General features: G+C 68.3%; 11 protein-coding genes. 7 read left to right on the top strand and 4 right to left on the bottom strand.

What is annotated here, in order from left to right:
• Complete coding sequence (gene pdhA, locus ACOZ4O_RS07290) at positions 1-1,122, bottom strand: pyruvate dehydrogenase (acetyl-transferring) E1 component subunit alpha (protein ID WP_424524643.1); 1,122 nt, start codon at positions 1,120-1,122, stop codon at positions 1-3.
• 191 nt (positions 1,123-1,313) lie between these two features.
• Positions 1,314-2,249: a lipoyl synthase gene (gene lipA / locus ACOZ4O_RS07285; protein WP_424524642.1), complete on the bottom strand. Its 936-nt coding sequence runs from the start codon at positions 2,247-2,249 to the stop codon at positions 1,314-1,316.
• A gap of 114 nt (positions 2,250-2,363) precedes the next feature.
• On the opposite strand from lipA, the gene ACOZ4O_RS07280 reads away from it, so the two are divergent.
• From ACOZ4O_RS07280 to pheT, 7 genes are all read left to right on the top strand, one after another.
• Complete coding sequence (locus ACOZ4O_RS07280; RefSeq protein ID WP_424524641.1) at positions 2,364-3,767, top strand: MATE family efflux transporter; 1,404 nt, start codon at positions 2,364-2,366, stop codon at positions 3,765-3,767.
• 40 nt (positions 3,768-3,807) lie between these two features.
• Entirely contained in the window at positions 3,808-6,147 is a 2,340-nt protein-coding gene (locus ACOZ4O_RS07275) for a DEAD/DEAH box helicase (RefSeq protein WP_424524640.1), read from the top strand.
• A 40-nt stretch (positions 6,148-6,187) separates the two neighbouring features.
• On the top strand, positions 6,188-6,910 hold the full coding sequence (locus tag ACOZ4O_RS07270) for a DUF91 domain-containing protein (protein ID WP_424524639.1): 723 nt from the start codon (positions 6,188-6,190) through the stop codon (positions 6,908-6,910).
• Positions 6,911-6,935: 25 nt separating this feature from the next.
• The gene (endA, locus tag ACOZ4O_RS07265; protein WP_424524638.1) at positions 6,936-7,967 is read left to right on the top strand and encodes a tRNA-intron lyase; all 1,032 of its coding nucleotides are present in this window, start codon (positions 6,936-6,938) and stop codon (positions 7,965-7,967) included.
• Positions 7,964-9,517, top strand: a complete 1,554-nt coding sequence (locus ACOZ4O_RS07260; protein WP_424524637.1) for a tryptophan--tRNA ligase — start codon at positions 7,964-7,966, stop codon at positions 9,515-9,517. Before endA ends, ACOZ4O_RS07260 begins: the two co-directional genes overlap by 4 nt.
• 204 nt (positions 9,518-9,721) lie before the next feature.
• The gene (locus tag ACOZ4O_RS07255) at positions 9,722-11,230 is read left to right on the top strand and encodes a phenylalanine--tRNA ligase subunit alpha (protein WP_424524636.1); all 1,509 of its coding nucleotides are present in this window, start codon (positions 9,722-9,724) and stop codon (positions 11,228-11,230) included.
• Positions 11,230-12,951 carry a phenylalanine--tRNA ligase subunit beta gene (gene pheT / locus ACOZ4O_RS07250; RefSeq protein WP_424524635.1) on the top strand — a complete coding sequence of 574 codons (1,722 nt, stop codon included), beginning with the start codon at positions 11,230-11,232 and terminating at the stop codon, positions 12,949-12,951. The genes ACOZ4O_RS07255 and pheT overlap by 1 nt, the downstream gene beginning before the upstream one ends.
• A 95-nt stretch (positions 12,952-13,046) precedes the next feature.
• Here the strand turns inward: pheT and ACOZ4O_RS07245 are convergent, their stop codons facing one another.
• A complete protein-coding gene (locus tag ACOZ4O_RS07245) occupies positions 13,047-14,096 on the bottom strand; it encodes a quinone-dependent dihydroorotate dehydrogenase (RefSeq protein WP_424524634.1) in 1,050 nt (349 codons plus the stop codon).
• 3 nt (positions 14,097-14,099) lie between these two features.
• Entirely contained in the window at positions 14,100-14,297 is a 198-nt protein-coding gene (locus ACOZ4O_RS07240) for an AbrB/MazE/SpoVT family DNA-binding domain-containing protein (protein WP_424524633.1), read from the bottom strand.
• Positions 14,298-14,380 lie beyond the last annotated feature (83 nt).

Genomic DNA, 14,380 nt, shown 5'->3' with positions numbered 1-14,380 from the left:
TCAGTCCTCCAGCATCTCTTCGGCGCCGTGCTTCTCCCGAACCTCCTCGAACTCCGCGAGCTGGCGTTCGAGCCGGGGCGTCATCTCCTCGTACACGTTCTCGAACATCTCCCGCGGCTCGGGCCGCGGCGTCGACTCCGCCTCCTCGATGGCGTTCGCGACGCGCTCCTCGACCGCTTCCTCGATGCGCGCGACGGACTCGTCGTCCAGTCGACCCGTCGACCGGAGGAACTTCTCCAGGCGCGGAATCGGGTCCTTCGCCCGCCACTTCTCGACCTCCGCTTCCTCGCGGTAGACCGAGGGGTCGTCGGCGGTGGTGTGCGCGCCGAACCGGTACTGCACGGCCTCCACGAGCGTCGGGCGGCGCTCGCCCTCGCTCGGGTTCTTCGCCTTCTCCAGCGCGGCCTGGGTCGTCGCGTACACCGCGAGCGGGTCCATGCCGTCTATCTGGACGCCGTCGAACCCGTACGCGGTCGCCTTCTGCGCGATGGTCTTCGACGCCGTCTGGCGCTCCCGGGGCACGGAAATCGCCCACTGGTTGTTGTTGCAGAAGAACACGTTCGGCGTGTCGAACACGCCCGCGAAGTTCAGGCCCTCGTGGAAGTCGCCCTCCGAGGTCGCGCCGTCGCCGAAGTAACAGAGGAAGCCCTTCCCCTGCTCGTCCTTCAGTTTCGACGCCCACGCCAGCCCGGTCGCGTGCGGAATCTGGCTCGCGATAGGGACCGCCGTGGTGAACACGTTCGCGTCCTCGGGCACGTCGTTCCCGTGCTCGTTCCCCATCCAGAGCAGGAGCGTCTGCTTCAGCGGGACGCCGTGGACGAGCGTCGCCGCGTGCTCGCGGTAACTCGGGACCAGCCAGTCCTCGTCGTCGAGCGCCATCGCGCTCCCGACCTGCGCGCCCTCCTGGCCGGAGAGCGGTGGGTACGTCCCCATGCGGCCCTGGCGTTGGAGGCTCACCGCGCGCTGGTCGAAGTGGCGCGCGAGCTTCATCGTCCGGTACATCTCCACGAACTCCTCGTCGGTGAGGTCCGGGACGGCGGCGCCGTCCACGACCTCGCCGTCGTCGTCGAGGATGCGGAAGCGGTCGTCCGGTTCGCGGTCCAGTATCGACGTCACGGGCATCCCCGTCCTTGCATAGTAATAATTGCCACATCCCGCACCATATGGTTTTCGTAACGCACCCCTCGCACCAGTCGATTCGTGGACTTACGTCCAGTAACCACGGAGAGAAACGCACACCGTCGAAAAAAACCGTCCATTTCCGACCATTCTACCGCCCAAACGGACAGGGGCGGGGGAGAGTGGACGAACGTCTACTCTCCGGCGCGGGCGCGCGCCGCCTCCCGCGCGTCCGCGACCGACCGGTCGTCCCGCCGCAGCGCGTCCACGAACAGTTCGCCCGCGCGGTACGACGACCGCACCATCGGCCCGCTCGCGCAGTAGAGGAAGCCGAGTTCGTCCTCCGCGACCTCGCGCCACGTCTCGAACTTCTGCGGGTGGACGTAGTCCGCGACGTCGAGGTGGGAGCGACTCGGCTGGAGGTACTGCCCGAGCGTCACCACGTCCACGCCGCGCTCCCGGAGGTCGCTCAGGGTCTGGTAGACCTCGTGGTCGTGCTCGCCCACGCCGAGCATTATCGAAGTCTTCGCGTACACGTCCGCGGCGTCCCCGACCTGTTCGAGCACCGAGAGCGACTGCTCGTAGCCCGCGCGGCGGTCGCGCACCGGGAACTGCCGGCGCTCCACCGTCTCGACGTTGTGCGCGATGACGTCCGGGCCGGCGTCGATAATCTGCTGGACGAGCGCTTCCTCGCCCTGGAAGTCCGGAATCAGGGACTCCACGAGGATGTCCGGGTCTCGTTTCTTGATTTCGCGAATCGTCTCCGCGAAGTGGCTCGCGCCCTGGTCGTCCAGGTCGTCGCGGTCGACGGACGTGAGCACCACGTAGTCCAATCCGATTTCGGCGACGGCGTCCGCGACGTTCGCGGGTTCGTCCGGGTCGAGCGCCTCCATCCCGCCGGTCTTCACGTCGCAGAAGTTACAGCCGCGACTGCACCGGTCGCCCATCAACATGAACGTCGCCGTCCCCGGGCCGTCCCGGCCGCTCCAGCACTCGCCCATGTTCGGACACGACGCCTCCTCGCACACCGTGTGGAGGTCGTGGTCGCGGAGGGTGCGCTTTATCTCCGTGAACCGTTCGCCGGACGGTGGCCGCATCTTCAGCCAGTCCGGTTTCCGTCGACGACTCATACCCTAGCGTTCGGCCGCGGCGGCAAAAGCGTGGGGTTCCGCCGGTTCTTCGGACGGATATCCATAGATTAATGAATCATTCGAGTAAGTTGGTCACAACTCGACTGTTGAACTATGTTTGATGTGTCGAACGAAGATATGGTGGAGGGCCGTCTCACGCGCACCCTCCTCCTCCTCGCCGCACCGCTCGTCGCACAGAACTTCGTCGCCGTCGCCCAACAGGTCGTCGACGTGTTCTTCGTCGGGCGCGTCGCCGAGAACGCGGTTGCCGGCGTCGGCCTCGTCGTCCCGCTCACCGCGCTCTCGCTCGTTCCTTCGATGCTCGCCATCACCGGCACGCACGTCCTCACCTCCCAGCGCCTCGGCGCGGACGACGACGACGGCGCGCGCCGCGTCGTCTGGGTCGGTGTCGTCCTCTCCATCGCCCTCCAAATCGTCGTCGCGCTCGTCGCGCTCCTGTTCGCGGACACGCTCGTCGGCCTCCTCGGTGGCGAGGGCGCCGTCGCCGACTACGCGACCATCTACCTCCAAGTGTACGCGGTCGGCACGCTCGCCGCCGGCGTGAGCGACGTACTCGAAATGGGCTTGCTCGCGTCCGGCGACTCGACGGCCGCGCTCTACATCAACCTCGCGTCCTTCGGGTCGAACCTCGTCCTCGACCCCTTCCTCATCCTCGGCTGGGGCCCCTTCCCCCGCCTCGAAGTGTTCGGCGCGGCGCTCGCCACCGCGCTCGGCTTCCTCTTCGGCCTCCTGCTCGCCGTCTTCGTCACGTTCCGCGGCACCCGGAACTTCTCGCTCACCCCCGACTCGTTCGCGTTCGACCGGGACGTGGCGCGCGAGATGGTGTCCGTCGGCTGGCCCGCCGCCGGCCAGCGAACCGCCCAGCAGGCCGCCCGTATCGCCGTCATCGCCATCGTCTCCTTCACCGCCGGGTCCGCGGGCCTCGCCGCGTACACCGTCGGCGCGCGCATCTCCACCGTCGCGTTCGTCCCCGCGGTCGGACTCGGAAACGCCGCGACCAGCATCGTCGGGCAGAACGTCGGCGCGGGCAACCCCGACCGCGCCAGGCGCACCACGTGGGTCGCGGTCGGCATCGCCGTCATCGGCCTCTCCGTCTTCGCCGCGATTCAGCTCGCGATACCCGAGACCGTCGCGACCGTGTTCGCGCCGACGCTCACCCCGGAGGGGCTCGCGCTCACCGTCGACTACCTCGTGATTCTCGCGTTCGGCTACTGGGCGCTCGGCGCCATCTACACCGCCCAATCCGGGTTCGACGGCGCGAGCAAGACCGACGTGTCGATGTACGCGACGATGCTCCAGTACTGGGGCGTCCGCGTCCCCCTCGCCACCCTCGGCTCCGGCGTCATCGGCGTCGGTCTCGGATACGGTGTACACGCCGTCTTCTGGGCGGTCACCATCTCGAACGCCGTCGCCGCGGTCGGCCTCTGCGTCTACTTCTGGTACTCCACGAGCGACGGCATGCTCCGCCGAGCGGCCGACGCGGCGAGCGCGGACTAGAGAGAAACCCCTTTCCCCGCACGTCGGCTTCCCCACACCAATGGAGGTCGCCGAGGCGGTCCCGGAGTTCGCGGACGCGTTCCCCTTCGAGGAGTTCAACGAGATGCAGTCCGAGGCCGCGTCGGCGCTCCTCGACACGGACGAGAACGTCGTCGCCTCGGCCCCCACCGGGTCGGGGAAGACCGCGCTCGCCGAACTCGCCATCTGCAAGACGCTTCGCGAGAGCGGGACCGCGGTGTTCATCGCGCCGCTGCGCGCGCTCACTAACGAGAAGGAATCGGAGTGGGAGCGTTTCGAGGACCTCGGCTACTCGGTGTACGTCGTCACGGGCGAACGCGACCTGAACCCCCGGCGCGCGGAGCGCGCGGACGTGCTCGTGATGACGCCGGAGAAACTCGACTCGGCGACGCGCAAACACGACAGTCCACGGTACTCGTTCGTTACGGACGTGGACCTCGTGGTCATCGACGAAGTCCACCTGCTCGACTCGGAACACCGCGGGTCGGTGCTCGAAGTCGTGGTCGCGCGGATGCGGCGGCTCTGCGACCCTCGCGTCGTCGCGCTCTCCGCGACGATGCCGAACATCGACGACGTGGCGAACTGGCTGGACGCACCGCCGGAGACGACGTTCGAGTTCGGGGACGACTACCGTCCCGTCGACCTGCACGCGGACGTGCGGACGTACACGCACGGCGACAACGCCTTCGCGGACAAGTACCGGCGGCTGTTCACCGCGCTCGACCTCGCGGAACCCCACATCCGGGAGGACGGCCAAGCGCTCGTGTTCGTCTCCAGCCGCCAGGACACCGTGCAGGCCGCGAAGAAATCCCGGGACGAGATAGCGGAGCGCGACATCCCGATGGGCGCGCGCGGCGACTACGACTTCCACACGGAGAGCGAGGCGCTCGACAACTCCACGCTCCGGAAGTCGGTGCTCGACGGCGTCGCCTTCCACCACGCCGGCCTCTCCACGAACGACAAGAACCTCGTCGAACAGTGGTTCCGCGAGGGCAAAATCGAACTCCTCTTCTCCACGTCGACGCTCGCCTGGGGCGTCAACCTCCCCGCGCGCTGCGTCGTGATTCGGGACACGAAACTCCACGACCCCCTGGAGGGCGAAGTGGACATGAGCCCGCTCGACGTGCTCCAGATGCTCGGACGCGCGGGCCGTCCCGGCTACGACGACGTGGGGTACGGCTGGGTCGTCTGCGACACCGCGGACGCCGACAAGTACCGGCGGTTGCTCCGCGAGGGCAAGGAAATCGAGTCACGGCTCGCGGACAGCCTTCCCGAGCACCTGAACGCGGAGGTCGCGATGGGGACGATTCGGGGCGTCGGTGACGTGATGGACTGGCTCGAAACCACGTTCTACTACCACCGCGCACAGTCCGAACCGGACGACTACGACTTCGCGGGCCTCCGCGACCGCGTGCGCGACCACCTCGACACACTCCGCGGCCGCGGGTTCGTCGAAGCCACCGACGACTTGGGGCTCTCCGCGACGACGCTCGGCGTCCTCACGTCCACGTACTACCTCCGCATGGAGACCGCGGAGGCCTTTCACGACCTCGCGACCAGCGAGTCCCCCGACGAGGAGGGGATTCTCGCGGCGGTCGCGGCCGCCCGCGAGTTCGACAGCGTGAGCGCCCGCCAATCGGAGCGCGACGCGATTCAGGAGACGCTCGGAAGCCGCGGCAGCGACCTCGAACCCGGGCCGCGGAAGGTGCTCGCCATCCTCTACGCGAACACGCGCGGGAGCGTGCCGCCCGAACTCCGGAGCGACGCCTGGGTCATCACGCAGAACGCGCTCCGCCTGCTGGCGGCGCTCGCGGAGTTCTTCGAGCGCTTCGACCGGCCGCGCGGCGCGAACCTCGCGAACCGACTGGAGGCCCGCATCGACACCGGCGTCCCTCGGCAAGCGGTCGGCCTCACGGCGCTGGACGGCGTCGGCGCGGGCCGCGCGCACAAACTCGCGGACGAGGGCATCGAGACGCCGGACGACGCGTACGACGCGGGCGTCGAAGGCCTCGTGGACGCGGGGCTCTCCGGCGGCGTCGCGGAGAGCGTCCACGAGCAGGCGACCGACGCCCCCCGAGTGCGTTTCGACTGGGGCGACTTCCCGGACTCCATCGCGTCCGGCGCGAACGAGATGTGCGAGGTGCGCGTGACGAACGACGGCGGCGGCGCGAGCGCGTACGTGAGCGTGCGCGTGAACGACACCGAGATGACGGAGAAGACCGCGTTCCTCACCGACTCGATTCAGGTCCCCGTGGGCGTGTTCGGCGCGAGCGCGGACGAACTCACGTACGAGGTCGAAGTCGTCTTCCCCGACCTCCCGCTCCGCCCCGTGTCCGAGACGCGGACTGTCCGCGTCCGGTAGGCCGAGAGTTCACGTAGGAAGCCGCGGCCACCCCGCGGTGATGCAGGACTCAACTCGCGTCCTCGCCGGCGACTGCACGGTGACGTACGAGAACGGTCGCACCACCACGCAGCGCGGCGAGGTCGTCGTGCTCGTGAAACCCGACAACACCGTTCTCGTCCACGACGACACGGGCTACCAGCCCGCCGCGTGGCTCACCCGCCCGAACTCCGTGCAGTTCGAACGCGACACCGGCGGGTTCGCGCTGGTCGCGACGAAGAACGACGAACGCCTCCGCGTCGACGCGCACGCGGACTACGGGAGCGCGCACTACCCCGTCACGCCCGCCGGCCCCACCGTCGGACGGTGTCCCGACTGCGACGGCGTCCTCGTCCGGGACGGCGCGCGCGTCACCTGCCTCGGCTGCCGCGCCGCGTACGCGCTCCCGCGGGACGCGACGCTCACCGAGAACACGTGCGACGACTGCGGCCTCCCGACGTTCCGCGCCGACCGCGGCGACACCTTCGAACTGTGCCTCGACCGTACCTGCGACTCGCTCGACGACGCAGTCATCGACGCGTTCGACGGCGAGTGGCCGTGTCGATGCGGCAGTATGCTGACTATCGAGCGACGGCGCGCGCTCGACGCCGTCTGCGAGGAGTGCGACGCGGTGTACCGAATCCCCTCGGGCATCGTGGACGGCACCTGCGACTGCGGCCTCCCCCTGTTCGACACGCCGAGCGGCCGGCGGTGTCTCGACGCGACCTGCGACCGCAACCAATAGGGCGCTCGCCGGACTCTCGGCGGGTATGAAGGGACACGCGCGCGACGGCCTCGTCCACGTCGGCGGGGACGCCCGCCAGCGCTTCTACGACTCCCGGGGCTACGGCCGGCCGCGGGACGGCGACGACGTGGTGCTCGCGCCCGTCGAGGCCGCGCACCTCCTCTTCCGCGGCGACCTCGACGCCGTCACCGTCGACGGGGAGGACTGCGAGTTCGCGGACTACCTCGCCCGCCAGGGCCCGGGGTTCGGCGCGCGGTTCGTCGTGTACGCCGACCTCCGCGACCGCGGGTTCTACCTCTCGCCCGCCCGCGACGGCTGGGTCGACGACGCGGGCGGCATTGACTTCGTCGTCTACCCGCGCGGCGACGGACCGTGGGACGACACCGAGGCGTACCGGGTTCGCACCGTCTCGGAGCGCGCGGACGTTTCTGCGAGCGCGCTCGGCGACGTGACGCTCGCCGTCGTCGACGAGGAGAGCGACATCACGTACTTCGAGACCGAACGCCTGACGCTCCCCGCGGACGCCGCGGAGACGCCGCCCGCCGCCGACGGCGTGCTGCTGGACGACCGCGTCGTCGTCTGGGAGCCACCCGAGACGCTCCACCACGCGTTCTTCTACGGCCAACCGCTCACCGGGCGCGCCGCCGAACACGCACCCCTCCAGTTGTCGCTCGTTGAGGCCGCGCACCTCGCGGCGGTCGGCGCGCTCTCCGTCGACGGCGGCGTCGAAGCCGTCGTCGCGCACGGCCGGGACGCAGAGGGCGACCGGTTCGACCGCCGACTTCGCGCGTACCGCGCGCTCCGCGACGCCGGCTACACGCCCAAAACCGGCTTCAAGTTCGGCGCGGACTTCCGCGTCTATCACGACATCGAGGACGCCGACAACCTCGGGCACTCGCCGTGGCTCGTGCGCTCGCTCCCCGCCGACCACACGTTCTCCCCGCGCGACGTGGCGCTCGACGTTCGGCTCGCGCACGGCGTGCGGAAGCGAATGGTTTTTGCGCTGGACGCACAGGATTCACCCGACTGGCTCGCGGTCTCCCGACTCACTCCATGACTGACGACACACCATCTGACGACGAGACGGCCGGCGCGGACGACGTGACCCTCGACCCCTGGGGGTCCTCTACAGTCTCCGACTACGAGAAACTCTTCGGCGAGTTCGGCATCGAGGCGTTCGACGACCTCCTCGCCGACGTCCCGAACCCCCACTACCTGATGCGGCGGGCCATCATCTTCGGCCACCGCGACTACCGCCGCGTCCTCGACGCGATGCAATCGGGGGAGCCGTTCGCGGCGCTCTCTGGGTTCATGCCGACTGGCGACCCACACATCGGACACAAGCTCGTGTTCGACGAGATAATCTGGCACCAACAGCAGGGCGGGGACGCGTACGCGCTCATCGCCGACCTCGAAGCGAACGCCGCGCGCGGCCTCACCTGGGAGGAAATCGACGAACACGCCCGGAACTACCTCCTCAGCCTGCTCGCGCTCGGGTTCGACCCCGAGGAGGGAACCTTGTATCGGCAGTCCGAGAACCGCGAACTCCAGGACCTCGCGTTCGAACTCGGCGCGGAAGCGAACTTCAGCGAACTCGAAGCGATCTACGGGTTCGGCGGCGAGACGGACGTCTCGCACATGCAGTCCGTCGTCACGCAGATGGCGGACATCCTCTACCCGCAGCTAGAGGAGCCGAAGCCGACCGTGATTCCGGTCGGTCCCGACCAGGACCCCCACATCCGGCTGGCGCGCGACCTCGCGTCCCGCGCGCGCTACTTCAAGGTCACCGAGGCGTACGCGAGTTTCGAACTCACCGACGCCGAACGCCCGCTGGTCGCGAGCGCCTACGACGCCCGCGAGACGTACGCGGACGACCCCGAGACGCCGCGCTGCACGGAGGCCGCGCAGTGGCTCGCCGAACAGGGCGTCGACGAATTCCCCGAGGGCGTGGACGAGGCGACGCTGTCCGCGACGGTCGAGAAACTGGAGAACGCCGGGATGGAACCGCTCCGCCCTCGCACCCGTTTCTTCGACCGGAACGCGACCGACGAGGCGTTCGAGGCGCTCATCGACGCCGTCGACGGCGAAAAGCGCGTGTTCGAGGGGCACGTGGACGCGTTCGACCTCACGGAGGCAGAAGCGCGCGACCTGGCCCAGGACGTGGAAGTCGCGCACGGCGGGTACGGGTTCGTCCCGCCCTCCTCCATCTATCACCGGTTCATGACGGGGCTCACCGGCGGGAAGATGAGTTCCTCGATTCCCGCGAGCCACATCAGCCTCCTCGACGACCCTGAGACGGGCTACGACAAGGTGAAGTCCGCGACCACGGGCGGCCGGCAGAGCGCCGAGGAACAGCGCGAGAAGGGCGGGCGGCCCGACGACTGCCCGGTCTACGAACTGTACGCGTACCTCCTTGCGGCGGACGACGACGAGTTCGCCGAACGCGTCTACGAGGAGTGCCGGAACGGCGACCGACTCTGCGGCGACTGCAAGGAGCAGGCCGCCGAACTGATGCGGGAGTTCCTCGCCGACCACCAAGAGAAACGCGACGAAGTCGAGGACCTCCTGGAGGACGCGGACATCCAACTCACGTCCACGCGGGCGTAGACGACACGCTTTTGCCGCCGACGGCTGACGACACTGGTATGGCGTCCGAATCCCACGCGCGCCGCATCGTCCGTGAAGCCGACGGTCCGGGGTTCGGGTTCTTCTTCCGGCCCTGACGGGGGTGGACGCGCCAGCGGGTCGGCGCTGAAACCGCTCGTGCGGGCATCGGAACCGATTTCAGAGTACTCTACGCGAACACGCACAATGCAACTGCCACGACACCAGCTCGCGGTCCTCGAAACCGCGAGCGCCGACGAACCCAGACGAATCGACGACATCGCTGCGGACGCCGACCTGCCGCCGGAGACGGTGACGGGCGCGGCGTTCGAACTCGAAGACGAGGGCTTGCTCTCCGTCACCGAGACGGCGGAGGAAGACCTCGAACTCAGCGAGGAAGCCCGCGAGTACCTCGACGCCGGCCTCCCCGAGGTTCGGCTCTACCGGGCCGCCGTCGAGGCTGGTGCGACCGACGACCCCGTGTCGCTCGGGGAACTCATCGGCCGCGCCGGCCTGGAGGGCCCGCAGGTGGACATCGCGCTGTCGAACTTCGCGCGGAAGGGATACGGCACCATCGACTCCGGGAGCGTCGCCGCGAACCCCGACGCCGACCCCGACGCCGACGCGGAAGCCGCGGCGCTCGCGACCCTCGCCGCCGGCGACCCCGTCACCGACGAGTCCGTCGTGGACGCGCTCGTCCGCCGCGACCTCGTCGAGCGCACCGAACGCACCGTCAGAACCGTCCAGCTCACCCAGGACGGCGTCACCGCGCTCATGGAGGGCGTCGAATCCGAGGGCGGCCTCGGCCAGCTCACCCCTGAACTGCTCGCCTCCGGCGAGTGGCGGGACGCCGACTTCCGGTCGTACGACGTGGAAGCAGACGCCGAAGACGTGACCGCCGGCCGCACCCATCCGCTCCGCGAGATGGCGGAGAACGTCAAGGACGTCCTCATCGGCATGGGGTTCCAGGAGATGGAGGGCCCGCACGCCGACGCCGAGTTCTGGATCAACGACGCGCTGTTCATGCCCCAGGACCACCCGGCGCGCACCCACTGGGACCAGTTCGCGCTCTCCGAACCGAGCGAGATTCGAAGCCTCCCCGACGACCTCGTCGACCGCGTCGAGGACGCCCACCGGAACGGCGTCGGCGACGACGGCGAGGGCTACCACAGCCCTTGGACCGAGGAGATGGCGCGCGGCCTCGACCTCCGCGGACACACGACCTCCCTCTCGATGCGCTACCTTTCAGGGGAAGCTGACGGCGACCTCGAACCGCCGCAGCGGTACTTCAGCGTCGAGAAAGTCTATCGGAACGACACGCTCGACGCCACTCACCTCCTCGAGTTCTTCCAGATAGAGGGCTGGGTGATGGCGGACGACCTCAGCGTCCGCGACCTGATGGGGACGTTCACGGAGTTCTACAGTCAGTTCGGCATCGAGGACGTGACGTTCAAACCGCACTACAATCCGTACACGGAACCGTCGTTCGAGCTGTTCGGCCGCCACCCGCGAACGGGCGAAATCATCGAAATCGGGAACTCCGGCATCTTCCGCCCCGAAGTCCTCGAACCGCTCGGCGTCGACTGCGACGTGATGGCGTGGGGGCTCGCGCTCGAACGCCTGCTCATGCTCGTCACCGGCGCGGAGGACATCCGGGACGTTCACGGAACGCTCGTCGACCTTGATTACCTCCGCAACGAGGAGGTGATGTACTGATGGTCGTCGTCGACATCGACCCCGACGAACTCCGCACGCTCACGGGGCACGACGAGAAATCGGACGACGAACTGAAGGACGACCTGTTCGCGTTGGGCCTCGAATTCGAGGGAGAAACGGACGACGGCGAGTTCCAACTGGAGTTCGCGCCGGACAGGCTCGACCGCCTGAGCGTCGAGGGCGTCGCGCGCTCGCTGCGCTACCAGTACGGCGACACCCGCGGCATCTTCGTGCCGGACGCGAACGACGCCGAGTGGACCATCGAGGTCGACGAGTCCGTCCCCGACTACCGGCCGTACGTCACCGGCGCCATCGTTCGGGACGTGAACCTCACCGAGGACGCGCTCGACTCCCTCATCCAGCTTCAGGAGAAACTGCACGCGACGATGGGGCGCAAACGCGCGAAAGGAGCCATCGGCATCCACGACCTCACGATGCTCAAGGGCGGCGCGCTCGGCCCTGACGCCGCCGCCGACCACAACTCGATCGAGTACCGCGGCGTCAGCCCCGACGGCGACACGTTCGTCGCGCTCGACTCCGACCGCGAACTCACGCCCGAGGAAGTCCTCACCGACCACCCGACCGGCGAGACGTACGCGGACCTCGTCGAAGGCCACGACACGTATCCCGCCATCTACGACGACCTCGGGCTGTTCAGCTTCCCGCCCGTCATCAACGGCCGCCGCACCGAAGTCACCACGGAGTCCCGCGACCTCCTCATCGAACTCACGGGCACCGACCAGTGGACCATCGACAAGATGTGCGTCATCCTCTGCTACGCGCTCTCCGCGCGCGGCGGCCAGATAGAGTCCGTGGACGTCCAGTACCCCGACCACGCGCTCGTCCGCCCGGACTTCGAGACCACGGAGAAACGCGTCACGCACGACCGCATCGAGACCCTGCTCGGCGTCGACCTCAGCGAGGACGAGGTCGTGGACTACATGGAGCGCGCCGGACTGGGCGTCGAAACCGAAGTCTGGGGCGACGGCGTCGACTACGACGTCGAAGTCCCGCCGTACCGCGTGGACGTGCTGCACGCCGTCGACATCGTGGACGACGTGGGGCGCGCGCACGGCTTCAACGAACTCGTCCCGCGCTACCCCGAAGTCGGCACGGTCGGCGGTCGCACGAGCGACTCCCGGCACGCGCGCGCCGTCCGGAACACGCTCGCCGGCCTCGGGTTCGAGGGCCTCCTGAACTTCCACATGATTGCCGAGGACGAGAACTACGACCGGATGAACCTCGCCCCCGGAACGGACGCCGTCGGCGGCGGTCGCGCCGCCACCATCGCCGAACCGTACAGTGAGGACTACGAGATGCTCCGGACGTGGGCGCTCCCCAGCATCCTGATGGTTCTCGAAAACAACACGCACCGCGCGTACCCCCAGGATCTCGCCGAAGTCGGGTTCGCCGCGCACCTCGACGACGACGAGAACACCGGCGTCGCCGAACGCGACACCGTCGCCGCGGTCGTCGCGCGCCACGACGCGTCCTACGAGGACGCGAAATCCCGCCTCCAATCGCTCTGCCGGGCGTTCGATGTCGGTCTCGAAACCCCGCCGACCACGCACCCGTCGTTCATCGACGGCCGCACCGCCGCCATCGAAATCGACGGCGAGGAAGTCGGCGTCATCGGCGAAATCCACCCGCAGGTGCTCGTCGAACACGATCTCGAACTCCCGGTCGCCGGATTCGAACTGCGGCGGGACGCACTAGAATAGAACGCGAGCGCGGAACGAGCGAGCGCTTTTTTTTGGTCCAGATTTTTGCCACGAGCGGTTCGCGTCAGCGAACCCGAGTGGGAAAAAGGTGGGTTTTAGAGATCAGCGCCGACTGCGTCCTCGATGGTGTCGAAGCCGTCGCGGTCGAGGCGTTCGAGGAGGCCGTGGTTGATGTCGCGGGCGATGGTGGGGCCGCGGTAGACGAGGCCCGTGTAGAGTTGGACGACGGAGGCGCCGTTCCGGATTTTCTCGTAGGCGTCTTCGGCGGTGAACACGCCGCCGACCCCGACGACGGGGAGGTCGGTGCGTTCGGCGACGAAGCGGACGAGAGAGGTCGCGCGGTCGCGGAGCGGTTTCCCGGAGAGGCCGCCCTGTTCGAAGCGGGCGGGACTGCGCAGGCTGTCGTCGCGTTCCGTCGTGGTGTTGGTCGCGACGATGCCGTCGAGGCCGAGCTCCTCGGCGAGCGCGACGCCGTCCGCGATGGCGTCCCGGGAGAGGTCGGGCGAGAACTTCACGAGGAGCGGGCTCGCGTCCGCGTCCAGGAGTTCGGTGAAGATGTCCTCGAGGTGGCTGCGGTGCTGGAGGTCGCGGAGCCCCGGCGTGTTCGGGCTGGAGACGTTCACGACGAAGTAATCAGCTGACTCCTTCACGCGCTCGTACGTGTAGCGGTAGTCCGCGGGCGCGTCCTCGGCGGCCTTCGACTTCCCGATGTTCACGCCAACGGGACTATCGGGTAGTGACTGTTCGCGCAGTCGTCGACCGACGGCGTCCGCGCCGTCGTTGTTGAACCCCATGCGGTTCACGATCGCTTCGTCCTTCCGCAGGCGGAACATCCGCGGACGCGGGTTCCCGTCCTGCTGGTCTGCCGTGACGCCGCCGACCTCGACGTGGCCGAACCCGAGCGCGTCGAGCGCGCGCGGGATTTCTGCGTTCTTATCGAACCCGGCTGCGACTCCGACGGGGTTGGGGAACGTGTTGTCGAACGCGCGCACGCGTAGGCGCGACGACTCCACGGTCAACGCGTCGTCGACTGTCGAGAGAAATGGGGTTCGCTGGAGCGCGCGCAGTCCGGCGTGAACGGTTGTGTGCGCTGTCTCCGCGGGCACACGGAACATCAGTGGCTTGACCGCACTGTAGAGGGACACGACTCAGAAGTCGTGGTCGACCTCGTCCGGGTCCGCCTTCTGGATGATAATCTTGTCCTCACGCACGCGCACGAACACTTCGTCGCCGATTTCGAGGCCGGCGACGGCGAGTTCGTCCTCGTGGAGGTTCACGTGGGCGTTGTGGTACTCGCCGTCCTCGCCTTTCGCGCCACTCGGGCTGAGTTTCTTCTTGCGAACCATCGAACTACTGTATCACCTCCTTCGCCGTAGCACGTACTTAAGCCCTTACCTCTCGCCGTCGCTCGCCGGGGATGACGGCGCTG

This window comes from Salarchaeum japonicum (genome assembly GCF_049705945.1).
Lineage (GTDB): Archaea > Halobacteriota > Halobacteria > Halobacteriales > Halobacteriaceae > Salarchaeum > Salarchaeum japonicum_A.
The sequence above is the reverse complement of the archived record's forward strand: the minus strand, read 5'-3'. Positions and strand labels throughout refer to the sequence as shown.

Excerpts from the sequence above, each read along its gene's own strand:
- pheT (WP_424524635.1), top strand. The coding sequence starts at position 11,230 with ATGGTCGTCGTCGACATCGACCCCGACGAACTCCGCACGCTCACGGGG.
- lipA (WP_424524642.1), bottom strand. The coding sequence starts at position 2,249 with ATGAGTCGTCGACGGAAACCGGACTGGCTGAAGATGCGGCCACCGTCC.
- ACOZ4O_RS07260 (WP_424524637.1), top strand. The coding sequence starts at position 7,964 with ATGACTGACGACACACCATCTGACGACGAGACGGCCGGCGCGGACGAC.
- ACOZ4O_RS07255 (WP_424524636.1), top strand. The coding sequence starts at position 9,722 with ATGCAACTGCCACGACACCAGCTCGCGGTCCTCGAAACCGCGAGCGCC.
- ACOZ4O_RS07280 (WP_424524641.1), top strand. The coding sequence starts at position 2,364 with ATGTTTGATGTGTCGAACGAAGATATGGTGGAGGGCCGTCTCACGCGC.
- ACOZ4O_RS07270 (WP_424524639.1), top strand. The coding sequence starts at position 6,188 with ATGCAGGACTCAACTCGCGTCCTCGCCGGCGACTGCACGGTGACGTAC.
- pdhA (WP_424524643.1), bottom strand. The coding sequence starts at position 1,122 with ATGCCCGTGACGTCGATACTGGACCGCGAACCGGACGACCGCTTCCGC.
- endA (WP_424524638.1), top strand. The coding sequence starts at position 6,936 with ATGAAGGGACACGCGCGCGACGGCCTCGTCCACGTCGGCGGGGACGCC.
- ACOZ4O_RS07240 (WP_424524633.1), bottom strand. The coding sequence starts at position 14,297 with ATGGTTCGCAAGAAGAAACTCAGCCCGAGTGGCGCGAAAGGCGAGGAC.
- ACOZ4O_RS07275 (WP_424524640.1), top strand. The coding sequence starts at position 3,808 with ATGGAGGTCGCCGAGGCGGTCCCGGAGTTCGCGGACGCGTTCCCCTTC.